Below are 15,827 nucleotides of genomic sequence, written 5' to 3' on the forward strand. Positions count from 1 at the left end.
TTAAACCTCCTCTGTCAAATCAAAGAAGATCTCTTCTAGACTGTCTGAATCTTCCAGCACCTCTTCCAATCGTCCCTGCTCAATAATTCGCCCATGATGAATCAAGACTACATCATCTGTCACCATTTGCACCTCTGATAGGATATGAGAAGATAGAAGTACCGTTTTCCCTAAATCAGCCTGCTGACGGATGAACTTTCTAAACCACTTAATCCCACTTGGATCCAGGCCATTAGTCGGCTCATCTAATATAAGAAACTGAGGATCACCCAGCAAAGCTGCGGCCAAACCTAACCGCTGACCTTCTCCCAAAGACAGGCTTGACAAGAGGTCCTTCCTCTTATGAGCGATTCCAGTCATCTCCAAAACCTCATCGATCCGAGACTTGGGAATAGCATTACTCGCCGCAATAATCCTCAGGTGGTCATAAACCTTTCGATTTGGCAGACCGCCAATGCCGTCAAAGGCTGCACCTACCGTTCTGAGCGGATAGGTCATTGACTGATAGGTTTGCCCATCAAAAGTCGCCGTCCCTGCTGTCGCCCGATCTAACCCCAAGAGAATCCTCAAGGTCGAGCTTTTACCAGCACCATTTGGGCCCAGAAAGGCTGTAATCCGCCCGCTTCTAGCTGTAAAAGAAATATCTTCTAAAATCTGCTTGCTGCCATGCTTTTTGCAGACTCCTTCTATTTTCACCATATGTTCCATATTGAACTCCTTTTGATTTTTCTTTAGTATACAGGGGCAAGTTCAGAGAAAGTTCAGACAATAAAAAAACTTGCCTTGCGACAAGTTTCTTTTCTCATTTTTCAACCGCATCCCAGAGCTGGCGGATGCTTTTTTTCTGCACGGGATCGACAAAGTGTGGAGCGATTTCCACCAGAGATTGCAAGACAAAAGCCCGCTCAGCCACATAAGGATGAGGAACAATCAAGTTTGGACTGTATAACTCTTCTTGTCCTATGTAAAGAATATCCAGATCAATCACACGGGGTCCCCATTTGATTTCCCGCACGCGCCCTAAATCCGCTTCGATAGCTAACAGCGTCTGCATTAACTCCTCCGGATTGAGCCAAGTCTCAATTTCAACAACTTGATTGAGAAACGAATCCTGCTCAACCCCACCCCAAGGCTCCGTCTCGATACGACTTGATGCCTTCAAAACTCTTATATTTTGCTCTGCCATTTTTTCCAGAGCAGCATCCAGATTGGCAGTTGGGATGCCTTGGTTGCTGCCCAGAGCGATAAAGACTTTCCGCTTTTGACGCACCAGCTTGACTGAGCAGGTCTCTAAAGGCAGCGGCACGGGTGCCCAAGGCTTCTTGACCTCCAAGCTGACCTTCTGCACCAAAGGATGAGTCAGAAAAATCCGATCAATCAGCTTGTAAGCCAGCGTTTCAATCAAGTCTTCCTTGCTTTCCTGACACCAGTAGGTCAAATCCTGAGCCAATTCTCCATAGTGGATAGAAGCTGTCAGGTCGCCTGTTTTGGCAGCCCGAGTCATATCATAGTCCAAAATCAGATCCAGCACAAAACGCTGGCCCAATTCCTTCTCTGCTCCAAACAGACCGTGATAAGCATATACTTCCAAATCCTTTATGCGCAGCTGATCCATTCTCTTGTCCTTTCTGATTCAAGTTTCTGGATTTCATCCTTAATAAAACTATTTGGCCTTTCCTGACATGCTCCACCACTGATAAGATCAATGTCCCATCAGCTTGTAAGCTTCATTTTTCAGATCCTTATCCGTCGCTAAAACGCCACGCGCTGCTGTAGTAACCGTTGCAGTGCCAGGCTTTCTGACTCCTCGCATATTCATACACATATGCTCAGCTTCCACCCAGACCAAGGCCCCTTGAGCACCCAGATAGTCCATCAAGGCCTCAGCAATCTCTACGGTCAATCGCTCTTGAATCTGCGGTTTCTTGGCATAGACCTCTACCGTTCGGGCCAGCTTGGACAAGCCTGCTACCCGACCATTAGGCACATAGGCGATGTGAACCTTCCCGTAAAATGGCAGGAAGTGGTGCTCACACATGGAATGAAAGAAAATATCCTTCTCCACTACCATATTATTGTCAATGATTTCAAAAGACTTGGCCAGATGCTCCTCAGCAGTCTCACCCAGGCCAGCAAAGATTTCCTGGTACATTTTAGCAATGCGCTGTGGCGTCTCCTGCAAACCTTCGCGGCTTCCGTCTTCTCCAACCGCCTCAATAATCTGGGCAACAGCTGCTTCAATTTTCTTCGTGTCCATATACGCTCCTATGTTCATTTTTATTTTTTGATAACTGACTTGACTGAGAAGGACGCTCAGCAAAGTCTAACTTGCGATTCTCAAGGATTGATTTTCTAACCTGAGCTAGAAAATAAAGAGAACCCGTAATCAGCAAAAGCTCATCTGACTCATGCTCTACTGCTAAATAATCTGCTAAATAATCCGGCCATTCTTTGTAAGACAGGCTTTGCTGCTCAGCCAAGGCTTGCATACTCTCTTTAGAAAAACTCCGCGGATCGGCAAAGGCTGTCAAGCTTATAGCTGCTTTGGGAATCTTTTGCAGGAGCTCCACCATATCATTCAAGGCTTTGGTTTGGATACAAGCAAATAAAATGTGCTTCTTATAAGTCGGATAATGCTGGTTCAGTGTCGCAGCTAGCGACCGCAGGGCATGGGGATTATGGGCTCCATCCAGAAGAATAAGCGGCTGATCCAATATTCTTTCCAAACGCCCAGGCCATACAGCAGCAAGCAAAGCACTCTCAACCTCTGCTTTTGTCAATAAGGGCAGCGACTGCAGCTGACAGTATAGGTCGCACAAGTGCAGAGCTAGTCCAGCATTATCTGCCTGATGCAGTCCCATCAGAGCTGTTTGATACGAGTCTTTGGCCCGATAGGCATTCGAAAAGGAAAAGCTCTCCTCCGCCTTCTCTGACACTTGATGTTCCACTTGATAGTCTTGAGACCAAGAAAAGAGCGGAGCATCTTTTTCAGCAGCCTTTTGCTTGACTACTGCCAGAGCCTCTGGCTCCAACCTACCGGTCACAATGGGAACTCCAGGCTTGATAATGCCAGCTTTCTGCTGGGCAATAGCCTCTAGACTGTCACCCAGCAGGGCCACATGATCCAAACCAACTGTCGTGATAGCAGTCAGTAAGGGCTGGCAGACATTGGTACTATCCAAAAGCCCACCCATGCCGACCTCGATAATAGCCACATCCACCTGCTGCTGGACAAAGTAATCATAAGCTAGGGCAGTTACAATTTCAAACTCAGTCACTCCCTGTAAACTAGAGTCAGCCGCATGCTGGGCCAAAAGCTCTTGGTAAATAGAAAGTAATCTCTGAAGGTCTTGGTCGGAGATCTCATTGCCATTAATGGCAATCTGCTCATTGTAGCTGACCAGATAAGGAGAGGTAAAGGTGCCAACACGCAGGTCTCGCACCTCCAAAAGTTGGCGCAGATGGGCAATGGTTGAACCCTTGCCATTCGTCCCGGCGATATGAATGACTGGCAGCTGCAAATGCGGATTGCCCCGCAACTCCAGCAAAAGCTCCATCCGCTCCAAGCCAAAATGGGGACTGGCTGTCCGATAGGCTTCCAGCCAACTTAAATCAGGTAATTCTTGTTTTTTCATCTTACTTATACTGACCTAGATTGAGATCTTCTGTCTGCTGCGCTAGACGAATCGCATCGCCAACGGCAGCAGCCATCCGGTGCTTAGCCACTTCGTGCACTCTGACAACTTCAACGCCTCTGCTAGCCGCAAGGCTAGTCAGATGGGCTGAAGCTGTATCACGGTTTTCGAAGCCTTCCTGAGTCTCAGGATTGACCTCAAAGTCGTTTTCTTCTAAGATACTAACGAGAAACCGCTTACGAGAAACCCCAAGAAAAATAGGGAAACCAGCCTGATGGAGACTATCCAGCTCCTGCAAAAGGAGAAGATTCTCCCGCTTGGTCAAACCGAAACCAATCCCTGGATCCAGCATGATATTATCACGCGAAAGGCCAGCATTTTCGGCCACCTTCAAAGATTTCTCAAAACACTTCCACATCAGTTCTGTAATCGGCAGCTCTGCAAAAAGAGACAACTCTTCCTTTGTGAAGGCTGGACCAAAGCCAAATTCTGGGAAAATTTTTGAGCTGGCATGTTGAGGACGAGCCATCACTGGATTAAACATGACAATGACTGACGCGCCATATTCCGCAGCTGTCTCTGCCATCTTTTCATCGCCCAAGAGACCCGTAATATCGTTGATGATATCTGCACCCGCAGCCAATGCCGCTGCAGCCACTTCTGACTTCCAAGTGTCTACAGAAATCACAATATCACTTTCCCGACGAATAGCTTCAATAACTGGCACCACCCGCTCTATCTCTTCTTGAATAGCCACAAAATGACTGCCTGGCCGAGGCCGAGTAGACTCACCACCAATATCCAGCATGTGAGCTCCCTCAGCAATCAGCTTTCTAGCCTGAGCCAATGCCGTCTCAACCGTATTGTAGCGCCCACCATCTGAAAAGGAATCTGGCGTCGCATTGATAATGCCACAGAGGCCCGTTCGGCCATCTGGAGCAATTGCTTTTAGATTCACCATTTGACTTTCATCTCATTTCTATCGGCTGCCCTGCTCTTCAACAAAAAAGACACACTCATCTAGTGTACCGCAAAGCTCTCAGCAGATGCAGCATCCAGTCCTATGAACTGCACTCGACTTCACAAGAAGACCTTATCCAGCCCCTTGTTTCATTTACCATTTTACCATAATTCTTCTATTTGACAAAACACTTTCTAAAAGCAAAAGGGTAAAAGGCTGAGAATAATCATATTTCTGAGAATATGGGCCAGCATAGACAGCTCCAAACGCTGAAAATAAGGCCTGAGGAGATGGGCAAAGACTAGTCCCAAAACTAGATGGGACAGAAAACACAGAGTTTCCTGAGGATTTTTCGCAAGGGAAAAGCAGAGCAAACCTAGTGCAATCCCCCAGCTCTTCCGATAGCGAAGAGAGAAGTCACTGTCAACAAATTTCGGTGCTGCAGGGGATAAGACGGCGATGTCAATCCCCAAAAGCAAAAGAGAAGACGACAGAAAACTCTCCGTCAGCATCTGCTCCACCGCCTGACCTGACTGCACCTCCTTACCACACAGCAGAAGAACCCCCGCAGCATTGACCAAAATCATCAAAAAATACAAGAAAAGCAAGTGTCGACAATTGCTTGACTGACGCAGAGAACCTTTGATTTCCTGCAGCTCTCTGGCAAAATAAAAGGCACAACAAAAAAGCAACCCCAGCAAGCCCACCATAAAAAGCAGATTAGCCTGACTAAAGACCAAGCGATGAGGCATTGGATGAAGCATGAGCAGCAGTCCCGTCTGAGACAACATAGCCAGTAGTAACAATTGAATGATTTTCTCTAGTTTCAGCATATTCTCTCCATTCTTCTCTTATCATTATAGAAGAAGTAAGAGCAAGCTGGTAGAAATCCCCTCAAATGTCCTAATTTGTGCCTCAAATGACAAAAAAAGCAGGTATTCTCTGCTTTCCTACTTGTTCACCAAACCTGTCAGTATCATAATGAGTACTGCAACTCCATTTCTTAGCATGTGTGCTAAAATAGACATTTCCAAACGCTTAAATATGTAAGCAACAGCAGCTAAAACAGCACCCATACCTGCATATATAACAAAACTGCCGATATTGGTCGGACCATGAAAAAGACCGAAAAGAATGACTCCTACAACCAAGCCCCAAACATAATGCTTGGTAAAAATTTTCTGAGGAATCAAACCGCGAAAGACTACTTCCTCCAAGATAGGAGCCTGAATCACAGCTCCTACTACTAATAAAATCTTGGGTACATGCTGAAATAATGCATTCAAGGCATCCTGATTAGCAGTAGAAATAGCCTGACCTTCCAGCAGCATGATAATTGCTCCCAGCATGTTGACGCCAATCATGACAACATTAGAAACAGCTAACCAGCCAAACGAAGACCATTTGAAGAAGCTAAAGTCAAGGCTCAGTAGTTCTTCTTGCTTAGCCATTCTCAGAACAAAAAAGACAATCAAAAAATATACAACCAGCACAAAGATAGTCTGTCCAGCTGAAAAACTCTTCTCAGAAGCAGTCATATGTCGGATAAATATAAATGGTATCTGGCTGAGAAATAAGACAAACAGAGTCAGTAGGATGTACTCTAATTTTTTTAGAATTGCTTTCATATCTTTCTCCTTTTCCTTCCTAGTATAGCTCAATTTTCTCTTTTTGTATAGACAATTCTTGACTGCAAGCATTTTGTATATTACGTATTGAGAGCCAATACTGATAGTGACTATGAGAACGAATCGCTCAATGTTTTCAAGGCCAGCAACCAAGAAAATCCTTTCTTAAAGCATATAAAAAGCCCAGTCAAACTGAGCTTTTGGATTTATTGATTTTTGAAACGTTCGACATCACGCGCGATGACCAATTCTTCGTCAGTCGGGATAACCAAGACTTTGACCTTGGCATCAGGACTGGAAATCACGCCTTCTGCACCACGCACATTCTTTTCTGGGTCTACGTTACAGCCAAACCAAGAAATACCATTAATAACCAGTTCACGAATGGTCACAGAATTTTCACCGATTCCTGCAGTAAAGATGATAGCATCAGCTCCATTCAAAACAGCAAGATACTGACCAATGTATTTTTGAATCCGATCGACAAAAATATCGTTGGCTAATTGAGCCTTGGCATCACCTGCCCGCATCGCCTCATGGATATCACGCATATCACTTGACTTCTCAGAAACTCCCAGCAAGCCAGATTCACGATTCAAAACGCGGCTAATATCTTCCGGAGTATTAAAGTCATCTGTGTATTGCATCAGGTAAGGAATGATAGCTGGGTCGATATCCCCTGTACGCGTTCCCATCATGACACCGCCAAGTGGTGTGAATCCCATAGATGTATCTACAGAAACGCCCTTGTCAACTGCTGTGATAGAAGCTCCGTTACCTATATGGCAAGTGATAAGCTTGAGTTCTTCAATCGGACGACCCAAAACTTTCGCAGCTTCCTTGGCTACATACTCATGGCTGGTACCGTGAGCTCCGTACTTGCGGACCTTGTTTTCAGTGTAATATTTAGTCGGAATCGGATAGCGATAAGCTTTTTCCGGCATAGTTGTATGGAAAGAGGTGTCAAAGACTACCACGCTGGTAATGTCTGGCAGAATTTCTCTAAAAGCACGGATGCCTGCAGCATTGGCTGGATTATGCAATGGAGCCAGAAGAGACAACTCCTCTACCTTTTGAATCACTTCTTCATCAACAAGGGCTGAATCCTTAAAGTATTCACCGCCAGCCACAACACGATGGCCCACACCGGTAATCTCATCATAAGATTCAATGATATTAAAGCGTTTCAAATCATCCAGCAAAATTTTTACGGCCTGCGTGTGATCTTCAATATCAAGAACCTGCTTCTCTGACCGACCATCAAATTTCACTGTTGAAATAGAATCCTTGAGACCAATCCGTTCCAGCAAGCCCTTAGCCAAGACCTTTTCTTCTGGCATCTGATAGAGTTGCCATTTTAAGCTTGAGCTTCCTGCATTAATAGAAATTGTTTTCGACATTTCTTCACCTCTTTAAGCGTTTTCAAAATCATTATATCAAAATTTTGTTTGAATTTCACTATCTTTGTACCAGTTTTGAAAACTTTGGCGGAATTTAAACATTTCATCATGATCCTGCAAATCCCGCAGAGGATAGATAAAAGGCTGAACGTTGTTAGCTTCTTGCTTCCTCAAGACAAAAAGAGTTTTGGCATGCTTGCTGCTTGAGAAAATAGACTCTGGCAAAGTTATCATCGCGATAAACTGAGCCTTAGCTAGGAGCCATTTTTTCAGCAAAGGAGCTTGAGCGCTGGTCAAGAGGTCATTCGGCGCTAGAAATATGGCATAACCACCTGGCTTCAGATATTTGAGCGACTGCTCCATCAGGAGATGATGGGCATAGGTATGCTCATCCCGGCTAGCCACCTCATAGCGGGAGGCGATACTATCGTCTGGATAATAACCGACCGGTAAATCACTGATAATGATATCACTCTCTTTCAGAACCTGAGGCCGAACTGCATCCCCCTGAGCAAAGTGAGCCTTAGAGTTCATAACCTCCGCAATGCTGGCAGAAAGGTCAATTAATAAATCATCTAGTTCCAGACCCAGATAGTCAATCTTCTTTTGGGTATGATTGAGAATAGTCTCAGCCAAATTTCCAGTTCCGCTGCCGATTTCTAATACATCAGCTTCCTCTCCGTGAGCTAGCTGATCCAATAAGAAAGTAATCAGAAAACCAATTGTATCAGGAGTGAACTGATGATTGACCTGCATGGGCTCCGTCTGGGCAGCCTTCATCAGAATAAACTGATAGGCTCTCCGCCATTCTTCTTTGGTCAAATGCAGAGCACGGATTTTTTCATCGTTGGTCAGAACTTCTTGTAAATCAGTATCCCCATCTAGGTAAATGCCGTTCTGCTCAATCAGAGCATCGTAAAAATTGGTCGCCAGAGCGTTTTGGATATTCTGGACGTTTTCGAGAATCAGAGTATAAGCTTGTTCTATCTTTTCAAAATTCATGGAATCCTCCGTTCATCCTATCATACCAAAAATAAGGCCCCATTCCAAGATATATAAAATTACAAAGATTTTACAGTTATATTAGTCCGACTTACCAGCTTCGTCCAAAATCGCTTTCTCTTTTTTGTCAGTTGCTTTTTTGTCTTCCTTTGCTTTACCCTCATCTTTCTTAGAAGTACTAAAAGTAAAGGAATAGGAATGACCGCTGCTGAGCTGACTGCTGATTTCAAGATTCTTCCCTTGCCTGCGGTAGACAGCCTTGCCCTGCTCAAACTCCATCTCACCGCTATCATCCTTGGCTGTAGCTTTTGTCAGAACTGCCATTGCATAAGCTTCTGTCCTTTCCATGTTGAAAAGCTGCAAACGCTGACTGCTGACTTGACGGTTGAGATAAAACTGCAGGAGCAGGCTAAAGACAGCGGCCATCAGCAGCGCATACAGTAAAATACCAGCCTCAACTTTCTTCTTCCACACGATAGATGAACTCCCTCTCTAAACCTTTTTCAAAGCGAAAATGAAGATGGACAAGCTTACCTTCCTGACGGACGTCAGCTGCTTCTAAACCATAAATCATGGGCTGGTAGCCGCGACCGCTCTTATCTGTTTTACGGAAATCATCTCCCTTGGATTTACCCAAGGCCAAGTCCCTGCCATCTTGTCTGATGTAGATTTTATTGTCTTCAACCTTATCAAATTGACTTCGCGAAAGCTCCGTCTCCAGTTGGTCGGCAAACAAAAGCCACTCTTGCTGCTGATTATTTTCCTGCTGATGAAGTTCTGAGGAAAGCAGCTGAGTCATGGCCTGAAAGACCAATATTCCACCACTAAGGACCAGCAAGGCTACTAAGGTCTCTAAGAGAGTAAAGGCCTTGACTTTAAGGTTTTTGGACACGAATGACTACCTCCCCTTCGTGATAGATCAGTAGCTGCTTGTCTGTCTTCAGCTGGCGCACAGTAATTCCATTGGTATGAAGCTCTTCTTGTCCTGTCTGCAGAGCCATGTGAGCTACCCGAAGCACCTCTTCCTTCTGCAGAAGGACCCGCTGTTCCTTACGAGACCGGCTAATCTGTCCCAAAAGCAAACTGGCAATAGCCGCAAAAACTGCCATGGCCACTAGAGCTTCCAGCAGAATGCTAGCTTGAAGCTGTCGTCTTTTTAAACTTGCCATTCCCCATGTAAAGTTGGTAAACAACTGTCCTATCCTCCGTCTGAAAAGTAATTTTACTGAGCGATGAGTTCCCGCCAGCCCGGTCAAACTGAATGACCTGCTGCTCATGTTCCTGCAAAGTTTGTGGAAAGTCCAGCTCTTGATAGCCATTGGAAATCTGCCGTCCTGAAATCTTGAGAGACAGTTTCTCATGGCCGGCTAGACTTAGCCTCTGCGTCTCCTGATAGAGCCTCTCAAACTCTAAAAAGAAGAGTTGCTCTTGAACCTGATTGAAGCCAGCCCTTACCGAGCCAGATAAGCCCAGTAAGAGAAAACTAACAACAAAAAGAACCAGGAGACTTTCCAGCAGTGTAAAAGCCTTAATTGGCAACCGCTTGAGTTTCGCCACTGTGTTTCCCATAGTAAGCCTTATAAGAATCTGCCTGTTTCTGGCTGATATTCCCTGCGCTGACTAGCTTGCTCAGGCTAGCCTTTTCATTGGTATTCTTCAGTTCATACAGCTCCGCCTGGCTTTCTACTACCTTGACCACCGCTGCCGTTCCTGTATCTGAAACAGCATCTTTTTGCTTGGTCAGATTAGGCACAAAGAGCAGCAAGAGTACGCTGATAACCAGCAAGACAATCAGCATTTCCACAAGGGTGAATGCTTGAACTTTTAAGGTATTAAGTTTTTTCATTACAAATGAACCTCCATATTCTGATAAATGGGCAAGAGCATTGCCGCATAAAGTAAAACAATCACTAAGGCAACAAAAATAAATACTAGGGGCTGAATGAAATTCATGGCTCGGTTGATACGTAGGAAAAATTCCTCCCAAGTCTTTTCAGCATAGACTTCCAGCTCACTACCTAGCTTGGACTTGACCTCGCCGTACTCAATCATCAAGGACAATTCCTTTTTAAAGAAAGGATAGCTCGCCACCTTGTCCGCATAGCCTTGTCCAGCTTGCAAAGCGGCAGCCATGTCTGCTCCGATTTCTTTAAAGAGCTGGGAAGGCTGATCCTGCATAATCGCAAAAATCTGACTCAATTCCAGGCCCTGACCAATCATATTTCCCCATTCACGAGCATAATAAGCGGTCAAGTAAGCCTGTACTAAACGCCCAAAAAAGGGCAGAGCTGCTAGTTTGCTGAAAAAACGAATCTTGGATGACTTTCGATAGTAAAAGAGAGCCACTAAAACCAAGATAGCTAAAGTAAGACTGCTCCACAAAAAGATCTGAGGCAGATGATTAATCAACCGGGTAGCTAGATTCTGGCTGTCTAATTGAGGTAGAAGATAGTTGCGCAATCCCAGCATGATAAGGACCAAAAAGCCCAGCAGCATGAGAGGATAGGTCCCTACCTCTATCAATTTTTTCTTAACCTTGGACAGATTTTCCAGATAGGTCTCAATCTTGCCCAGACTAAGTGTCAGATTGCCATGTAGCTCAGATAAGGACAGCTGGGTTACAACGCTGTCGGAAAATCCCAGTCGACTGACAATCTCTGAAAAGGACTGACCAGCTGACAAGCCTGCCCGCATTTCAGTGACATATACTTCCTCCAGCAAGGCACTTCGCCTCAGAAAGTCTACAATCTCTGCTAAGTGAAAACCGCTGCTAAAGAGATTATGAAAGAGCTCAATAATCTTTTTCTGCTTAGGCGTAGACAATTTTTTCGGTCTGCCTTTGCTCAGCACTGATATGTCCTTCTGCAAAAAGCTGATCAATCTGCTGATTCCAGACTTCGGCTTCGTGCTCTTGATAGTTTTGACTGACAAAATCAACGACACCTCCTCCCCCAATTAAACGCTGGTAACAAACACCTTGCAGCACCATTCTTAGCTCATCCTCACTAACGCCCAATTCCAAAAGCCGCTCATAGACACCGCGAACACTCTTGGCATGAATCGTTGAAAAGACCGTAGCTCCGGTCAAACTTGCCCGAACCACTGCCCTAGCTGTCTCTCGATCACGGATTTCCCCGATAATCAAGAGATCCGGACGATGTCGCAGAGACAGCTTAATCAGACTGTCATAAGTCATGCCAATGGTTTCGTTCAGTTGCAGCTGCAGCATAGCCTCTTGCTTAATCTCAACCGGATCTTCAATCGACATAACCTGCTGATCAGAAAATTTAAGCTGAGCCAAATGGTACATCAAGGTCGTCTTGCCACTGCCGACTGGTCCTGAGAAAAGATAGAGACCGCGAGCCTGAATTTTCTTTCGCAGCTCCGGCAATTGCTCAAACCAAAAGCGCAGCTCCCTGTCTTCGTCATGAAGGAGTCGGATAACCAGGCTTTCAAAACCACGGTAATCCCCAACTGTCGACAGCCGGATTGAAACCTTGGCTTCCTCGCAGTCATAATCGCAAGACCCAAGCTGACTGCGGCGCTTCTCTCCAACATTCATACCTGCGACAAACTTAAAGTGGCTGATAACAGCTGACAGAAGCTCAAAATCGTAAGTCCTTATAAAACGACGTTCATCACCGATTCTCATATAAAGCTCATAGCAAGTAGTCTTAGGAATGAGGTAAATATCCTGCGCCCCCTCTTGCCGAGCCTGCCTAATCATTTCTTTTGCAATTTCTTGAACCATACATCCTCCTCACCTTACTATTCGCAAAAAATCCAGAAAAAGAAAAAACAGCGGAAGAAACTTAACTTCTAATAAGTTAGGTCTCTTCTGCTGCTCTATTATCAGATTTGCAAAATATATTCTATCGATTTAAAGAGGCTTAGCATTTTTTAGTTTGACTGAGCAAGCTCGGTGCTTTTCAAGGCCGTTTTGCTTAGTATAGCCCGGCCGATACTTGCTCTTAGGAATCTTGCAGTCATTCTCCAGCAAAAACAGAGAGTGGTACTGCTGAACATTCTCATCGCACTCCTCGCACCAGCGCTGATCCTCCGGATCCCAAAAAATTGTCATTAAATCACTACGGCTCTTATACAAAGGTGACTGCTCTTCCATTTGCAGCCAGCGGCTTTTATAATACTTAAGGGCTTCATAATAATCATCGAACTGCTTCTTTGCAACGATATCCTCTTCCCAGCCATCCAGGAACCACCACGGTTCATAGTCCCCGTACATCTCAATTACACAATACATACTCGTCCTCTCTTTGTACCGTATATTATATATGAATTCTTTGACGAACAAAACTATTTTGCTCAAAATCAGAAAACAAGAACTTTATTGGAACAGAGACAAGCATATCACTCTTCATAATATGAAGATTAACATCATGGATAGTGTTCTTAACCATGCGAACAAATAGTGTCGGACCATTTGAACATATGACAGACTTCTCAACATCTAGAAACTGAGTAAGTCCTGATTTAACATAAACACAGGCTTTCTATTTTAACGGTTTGTGAAATAAACCTCAATCTTTTTATTCAAAAAAGGTGAGACAAATGTCATTTTGTCCCACCCTATTGTCTGCATCATCTTAAGCAAAATTTTCATCTTGCTTGTTTCTGCATTATAAAGTTTCTAAAGCAATCATTGTGGTCACAGCTGCGTCATAGTAATTGTCTGACGGCAAACCTTGCATGAAGAGATATTTATTCTGCTGCACCAATTTGCGGAATTCAATGTTGTTATTAGCTGCATAGAATACTGGAGCAGTAAAGCTGCCAGCCTGATTGCTATTGAGAGCCTTCCCTTTCAGGTTGTAGCCCGCATAAATCTTTTCTTGATTAAGGAAGAAGCTCAACATCTTCTTCAGCATTTTTTGACTTTTTTCATCCTTGCTTTGAGCCAGGTTGTAAGGAAGTCGGCAGGCATTATAAGAATAATAGCCATCATTTGCAGACTCAACTGTATCAGCATCAGCTGCCCGAACTTTGTCGCCTTCAACCCAGATAAAGTCTGGTATCAAACCAGTCTTATTATCAGCACTGATTGCTTCAAGTTTGCTGAGCATGTTATCCCGGATTGTCAGCCACTGCTTATCCTTTGTCAACTCATAGAAAGCTTGGAACTGCTGCGGCAACGTATCAGAAGTCCGCATGAGATTATAAAATTTCGATTCTGCATTTGCCCAGTTCCCAACCGTCAAAACACCGTTGCTTTCATTATAGTTATATGCCAAGACATCTTTCAGAATAGCCTGAGCCTGAGCTTGGTATTCTTTAGCCTTGTCTGGCCACTGCTTAGCTGCCTGAATCAAAGCATAGGCAATGTAAAGATCGCCGTCTGTAGCATTGTTTTCGTCTTCATGATTGCTCTTACCATCCTTAATCGTCTGCTTCCAAGACATAAGCTGGGTATCTTTCAGACGATGAGCTAGATAATATTGGTAGAGCTTTTCAAAATCAGCCAAACTAGCATCACCTTGCTTAGCTGCATCCACAGCAATCACCATGCCATAACCCTGTGCCTCAGACAGCACAACATCTTCAGTCTTACTGTTTGTCGTCCTGATATAAGACAATTTGTCCTTGGTTACGACATATTCTTTAGACCATTGGCTGTATATTTTCTTTTTAATATTAGGAGTACTGCCCATGCGGGTGTACAAGAGGATACTAGCCAAGACAGCCAGAATTATCACAAACCAAATAAATCTTAATCTTGTTCTTTTCACACTTTCTCCTAACCTGCAAATCGTTTTGTTTTAACCCACTTGGTTTCTTTCCGCTTCAAAATCTTGTCCAAGATAACAGATCCTACTGCATCTAAAGAAACAACGATAAAGAGCTGAGAGTAAGTCAAATAGGACACAAGGGCCAGCCAAATCTGTTTGGTGGTCGCCTGTCCAAACTGAGAAGCTAGGGCGATATTGATCTGCAAAAGATAAAGCAAAATCATCAGAAGCCAGTTAAAGAGCATCAGCTGGACGATATAGATATTCTGAGCATCAAAAGCGAAAGGAATCCGCACATCCGGTATAAAGAGCTGGGTAATCATTGCCGCTACATTGGCAAAGAAAACCAAGTCAGATAAGACAATCGCCAAATTAAACCAGAAGAAGATACAAGAATAATTGAACACTTCCAGTTTCACGCGCCAGTTACCGCCGCTAAAAAGATGCTTGAAGTTGTCAATAACCACCTCATAGTTCCCCTTAGCCCAGCGCTTACGCTGCAAGTAGTAGGACTTGAGGGTTTCTGGTTCTTGCTGGAAAGCCTCTGAGTTATAAGCCAAGGCAATCAACTTGCCGCTCTGCATAATCTTAAAGGAAATTTCCGTGTCCTCTGTCAAGGCACCATTTTTCCAACCACCAATACTCTTAACAAACTCAGTGTTAATCAAGAAGTTTGTACCTGGAATCCGTCCAATTTTGAAGAGATGCCACATACCTACGTGGTAAACACGCTGAGTTACAACGATTTCTTGGTTGATACAGCGAGTCAGGAAGTTCTGGTTGGCATTCCGAGTCTTATTGCGTCCAAAGGAAGCAACGTGACGTTCTGGATCTTCTAAGACTTTCTTGACTAGGAAGTAAAGAGCATTCTTTTCTGGCATGGCATCCGCATCATAGACACAGATATATTCGCCCTTGGCCATCTTCAGGGCATCATTCAGCACCCCTGCCTTACCTCCCGTACCTGTACGGTCTGTAATTATAACATTGCGTCCAGCATACTCAGGCATCGCCTGTACTTTCAGCATTTCCTGATAGGTATCGTCCGAGCAGTTGTCCGCAAAGAGCAGAACTTCCACTCGGTCATGAGGATAATCCAAGTCCAGAATGGCCTTAGTCGTCTGAGCGATAACCACATCTTCATTGTGGGCAGGAACAACGACTGTAACCATAGGATAATGCTCCAAGGGACTGGTATCCACATTGAAGTCACTGCGCTTCATCCAGAAATGCACGGAAGAGCATAGAATAACCAAAGCCCAAGCCAGAGACATCCAGATGGAGAACAGGGTGATAATCATAATAAGCTGACTAATCATGACGAGTCACCGCCCTAAAATTTTTATTAACCCGATTGTAAATAACCAGATAATAGATGAAGAGGACAAAAAAACTAATAGCAAAAAAGATACTTAGCACCATAGAGATGATAAAAAATACTTCTGTTAAAGACATGT

At 44.4% G+C, this 15,827-nt stretch carries 20 protein-coding genes; all 20 read right to left on the reverse strand.

Translation table 11 applies throughout. The features are described from left to right. The 20 genes from D8886_RS05725 to D8886_RS05825 all read right to left on the reverse strand — a co-directional run bounded on the left by D8886_RS05725 (position 1) and on the right by D8886_RS05825 (position 15,825). On the reverse strand, positions 1-708 hold the full coding sequence (locus tag D8886_RS05725) for an ABC transporter ATP-binding protein (protein ID WP_060976232.1): 708 nt from the start codon (positions 706-708) through the stop codon (positions 1-3). 94 nt (positions 709-802) lie between these two features. Continuing rightward, positions 803-1,615 (reverse strand): 2-amino-4-hydroxy-6-hydroxymethyldihydropteridine diphosphokinase, encoded by an 813-nt coding sequence (gene folK, locus D8886_RS05730; RefSeq protein ID WP_125434505.1) that lies wholly within the window; start codon positions 1,613-1,615, stop codon positions 803-805. An 87-nt stretch (positions 1,616-1,702) separates the two neighbouring features. After that, a complete protein-coding gene (folE, locus tag D8886_RS05735; RefSeq protein ID WP_002896758.1) occupies positions 1,703-2,257 on the reverse strand; it encodes a GTP cyclohydrolase I FolE in 555 nt (184 codons plus the stop codon). After that, positions 2,238-3,635: a bifunctional folylpolyglutamate synthase/dihydrofolate synthase gene (locus tag D8886_RS05740; RefSeq protein ID WP_125434507.1), complete on the reverse strand. Its 1,398-nt coding sequence runs from the start codon at positions 3,633-3,635 to the stop codon at positions 2,238-2,240. Before D8886_RS05740 ends, folE begins: the two co-directional genes overlap by 20 nt. A gap of 1 nt (position 3,636) precedes the next feature. Beyond that, the gene (gene folP, locus D8886_RS05745) at positions 3,637-4,596 is read right to left on the reverse strand and encodes a dihydropteroate synthase (protein ID WP_125434509.1); all 960 of its coding nucleotides are present in this window, start codon (positions 4,594-4,596) and stop codon (positions 3,637-3,639) included. Positions 4,597-4,790: 194 nt separating this feature from the next. Beyond that, the gene (locus tag D8886_RS05750; protein WP_002901701.1) at positions 4,791-5,429 is read right to left on the reverse strand and encodes a hypothetical protein; all 639 of its coding nucleotides are present in this window, start codon (positions 5,427-5,429) and stop codon (positions 4,791-4,793) included. Positions 5,430-5,546: 117 nt separating this feature from the next. Then, entirely contained in the window at positions 5,547-6,296 is a 750-nt protein-coding gene (locus D8886_RS05755; protein ID WP_185761260.1) for a CPBP family intramembrane glutamic endopeptidase, read from the reverse strand. A gap of 134 nt (positions 6,297-6,430) precedes the next feature. Next, a complete protein-coding gene (locus D8886_RS05760; RefSeq protein ID WP_125434513.1) occupies positions 6,431-7,624 on the reverse strand; it encodes an acetate kinase in 1,194 nt (397 codons plus the stop codon). Between the two features lie 36 nt (positions 7,625-7,660). Then, positions 7,661-8,626, reverse strand: coding sequence for a class I SAM-dependent methyltransferase (locus D8886_RS05765; protein ID WP_125434515.1), 966 nt, complete (start codon positions 8,624-8,626; stop codon positions 7,661-7,663). A gap of 81 nt (positions 8,627-8,707) precedes the next feature. After that, the gene (comGG, locus tag D8886_RS05770; protein ID WP_125434518.1) at positions 8,708-9,100 is read right to left on the reverse strand and encodes a competence type IV pilus minor pilin ComGG; all 393 of its coding nucleotides are present in this window, start codon (positions 9,098-9,100) and stop codon (positions 8,708-8,710) included. Next, complete coding sequence (comGF, locus tag D8886_RS05775; RefSeq protein WP_125434520.1) at positions 9,081-9,518, reverse strand: competence type IV pilus minor pilin ComGF; 438 nt, start codon at positions 9,516-9,518, stop codon at positions 9,081-9,083. The genes comGG and comGF overlap by 20 nt, the downstream gene beginning before the upstream one ends. Further along, a complete protein-coding gene (gene comGE, locus D8886_RS05780) occupies positions 9,502-9,795 on the reverse strand; it encodes a competence type IV pilus minor pilin ComGE (protein ID WP_125434522.1) in 294 nt (97 codons plus the stop codon). The genes comGF and comGE overlap by 17 nt, the downstream gene beginning before the upstream one ends. Next, on the reverse strand, positions 9,761-10,195 hold the full coding sequence (gene comGD / locus D8886_RS05785; RefSeq protein ID WP_185761261.1) for a competence type IV pilus minor pilin ComGD: 435 nt from the start codon (positions 10,193-10,195) through the stop codon (positions 9,761-9,763). The genes comGE and comGD overlap by 35 nt, the downstream gene beginning before the upstream one ends. Next, positions 10,155-10,472 (reverse strand): competence type IV pilus major pilin ComGC, encoded by a 318-nt coding sequence (comGC, locus tag D8886_RS05790; protein ID WP_002896769.1) that lies wholly within the window; start codon positions 10,470-10,472, stop codon positions 10,155-10,157. Before comGC ends, comGD begins: the two co-directional genes overlap by 41 nt. Next, the gene (gene comGB, locus D8886_RS05795) at positions 10,472-11,506 is read right to left on the reverse strand and encodes a competence type IV pilus assembly protein ComGB (RefSeq protein ID WP_260469499.1); all 1,035 of its coding nucleotides are present in this window, start codon (positions 11,504-11,506) and stop codon (positions 10,472-10,474) included. The genes comGC and comGB overlap by 1 nt, the downstream gene beginning before the upstream one ends. After that, positions 11,436-12,377 carry a competence type IV pilus ATPase ComGA gene (comGA, locus tag D8886_RS05800; protein WP_125434526.1) on the reverse strand — a complete coding sequence of 314 codons (942 nt, stop codon included), beginning with the start codon at positions 12,375-12,377 and terminating at the stop codon, positions 11,436-11,438. The genes comGB and comGA overlap by 71 nt, the downstream gene beginning before the upstream one ends. Before the next feature lie 129 nt (positions 12,378-12,506). Then, positions 12,507-12,887 carry a DUF1033 family protein gene (locus D8886_RS05805; RefSeq protein ID WP_125434528.1) on the reverse strand — a complete coding sequence of 127 codons (381 nt, stop codon included), beginning with the start codon at positions 12,885-12,887 and terminating at the stop codon, positions 12,507-12,509. Positions 12,888-13,263: 376 nt separating this feature from the next. Then, the gene (locus tag D8886_RS05815) at positions 13,264-14,370 is read right to left on the reverse strand and encodes a family 8 glycosyl hydrolase (protein ID WP_185761262.1); all 1,107 of its coding nucleotides are present in this window, start codon (positions 14,368-14,370) and stop codon (positions 13,264-13,266) included. Positions 14,371-14,378: 8 nt separating this feature from the next. Beyond that, positions 14,379-15,689 (reverse strand): glycosyltransferase family 2 protein, encoded by a 1,311-nt coding sequence (locus D8886_RS05820; RefSeq protein WP_004189100.1) that lies wholly within the window; start codon positions 15,687-15,689, stop codon positions 14,379-14,381. Continuing rightward, the gene (locus tag D8886_RS05825) at positions 15,682-15,825 is read right to left on the reverse strand and encodes a hypothetical protein (protein ID WP_125434532.1); all 144 of its coding nucleotides are present in this window, start codon (positions 15,823-15,825) and stop codon (positions 15,682-15,684) included. The genes D8886_RS05820 and D8886_RS05825 overlap by 8 nt, the downstream gene beginning before the upstream one ends. Positions 15,826-15,827 lie beyond the last annotated feature (2 nt).

Origin of the sequence: Streptococcus sanguinis (assembly GCF_003943655.1) — a bacterium.
GTDB classification, from domain to species: domain Bacteria; phylum Bacillota; class Bacilli; order Lactobacillales; family Streptococcaceae; genus Streptococcus; species Streptococcus sanguinis_F.

Excerpts from the sequence above, each read along its gene's own strand:
- D8886_RS05725 (WP_060976232.1), bottom strand. The coding sequence starts at position 708 with ATGGAACATATGGTGAAAATAGAAGGAGTCTGCAAAAAGCATGGCAGC.
- folK (WP_125434505.1), bottom strand. The coding sequence starts at position 1,615 with ATGGATCAGCTGCGCATAAAGGATTTGGAAGTATATGCTTATCACGGT.
- folE (WP_002896758.1), bottom strand. The coding sequence starts at position 2,257 with ATGGACACGAAGAAAATTGAAGCAGCTGTTGCCCAGATTATTGAGGCG.
- D8886_RS05740 (WP_125434507.1), bottom strand. The coding sequence starts at position 3,635 with ATGAAAAAACAAGAATTACCTGATTTAAGTTGGCTGGAAGCCTATCGG.
- folP (WP_125434509.1), bottom strand. The coding sequence starts at position 4,596 with ATGGTGAATCTAAAAGCAATTGCTCCAGATGGCCGAACGGGCCTCTGT.
- D8886_RS05750 (WP_002901701.1), bottom strand. The coding sequence starts at position 5,429 with ATGCTGAAACTAGAGAAAATCATTCAATTGTTACTACTGGCTATGTTG.
- D8886_RS05755 (WP_185761260.1), bottom strand. The coding sequence starts at position 6,296 with ATGCTTGCAGTCAAGAATTGTCTATACAAAAAGAGAAAATTGAGCTAT.
- D8886_RS05760 (WP_125434513.1), bottom strand. The coding sequence starts at position 7,624 with ATGTCGAAAACAATTTCTATTAATGCAGGAAGCTCAAGCTTAAAATGG.
- D8886_RS05765 (WP_125434515.1), bottom strand. The coding sequence starts at position 8,626 with ATGAATTTTGAAAAGATAGAACAAGCTTATACTCTGATTCTCGAAAAC.
- comGE (WP_125434522.1), bottom strand. The coding sequence starts at position 9,795 with ATGGCAAGTTTAAAAAGACGACAGCTTCAAGCTAGCATTCTGCTGGAA.
- comGD (WP_185761261.1), bottom strand. The coding sequence starts at position 10,195 with ATGGGAAACACAGTGGCGAAACTCAAGCGGTTGCCAATTAAGGCTTTT.
- comGC (WP_002896769.1), bottom strand. The coding sequence starts at position 10,472 with ATGAAAAAACTTAATACCTTAAAAGTTCAAGCATTCACCCTTGTGGAA.
- comGA (WP_125434526.1), bottom strand. The coding sequence starts at position 12,377 with ATGGTTCAAGAAATTGCAAAAGAAATGATTAGGCAGGCTCGGCAAGAG.
- D8886_RS05805 (WP_125434528.1), bottom strand. The coding sequence starts at position 12,887 with ATGTATTGTGTAATTGAGATGTACGGGGACTATGAACCGTGGTGGTTC.
- D8886_RS05820 (WP_004189100.1), bottom strand. The coding sequence starts at position 15,689 with ATGATTAGTCAGCTTATTATGATTATCACCCTGTTCTCCATCTGGATG.
- D8886_RS05825 (WP_125434532.1), bottom strand. The coding sequence starts at position 15,825 with ATGTCTTTAACAGAAGTATTTTTTATCATCTCTATGGTGCTAAGTATC.